Source organism: Sutterella massiliensis (genome assembly GCF_016899755.1).
GTDB lineage: Bacteria > Pseudomonadota > Gammaproteobacteria > Burkholderiales > Burkholderiaceae_F > Sutterella > Sutterella massiliensis.
Map to the genome: position 1 here is coordinate 1 of NZ_JACJJC010000198.1, position 660 is coordinate 660.

Genomic DNA, 660 nt, shown 5'->3' on the forward strand with positions numbered 1-660 from the left:
TCCGTGATCTTGTCGTATGACGTTTGAATCTGCCCCTGCGCGTCCCTGGCGCCCGCAAGACGATTCAAAGCGGCAGCTGCCTGAGGACTGTCCACCGCCTGCAGGAAACGCGGCTTGAGCTGCTGCCAAGCGGCCGCACAGTCCATGTTGGTTCCGTTTTGCCCCGGCAGAAAGACCTGCGTGCCGTAGATCGTGCTCTGGAAGCCGAGTGCGTCGAAGCCGCCGGTATAGATCTCTTCCGGCGTTCCCTGACCGACGACGATCTTGAGCATGGTGCACTCTCGCATGTAGTTGTCGAGTGTTTTTCGAAGATCGGAGTCCGGTCCGAGCGCCGTAGAGGCCGCATCGACAATCGAAGCATCGTAAGAAAGCGAGCGAACGTTGTTAAGAAGCTGAAGCGACTCGCCGAACGCACGCTCGGTCATGCGATCGACATCGCTGTAGCCCTGCTCGAAAAGCTGTGTGACGCCGTAGCCGACGCTTGAGATGAGCGTCCCGGCAACGCCTGCACCGATCGGCACATTGTCGACGGATCGGACATTTCCCGTGTAGGCGTCTTCGATGTGGACCGTCACAGACGGACCGAAAAAACAAAGGTAGCAAAGAAACCCGAGAAAAACCTGGTGAAGATTGAACTGCCGAGTCCCGGACATGATGCAC

The 660-nt window shown here is 58.0% G+C and carries 1 protein-coding gene; it reads right to left on the reverse strand.

Annotation, left to right across the window (positions count from 1 at the left end):
• On the reverse strand, positions 1-653 hold a 653-nt coding region (locus H6A60_RS12140), incomplete at its 3' end, for a conjugal transfer protein TraG N-terminal domain-containing protein (RefSeq protein ID WP_205104988.1).
• Positions 654-660 lie beyond the last annotated feature (7 nt).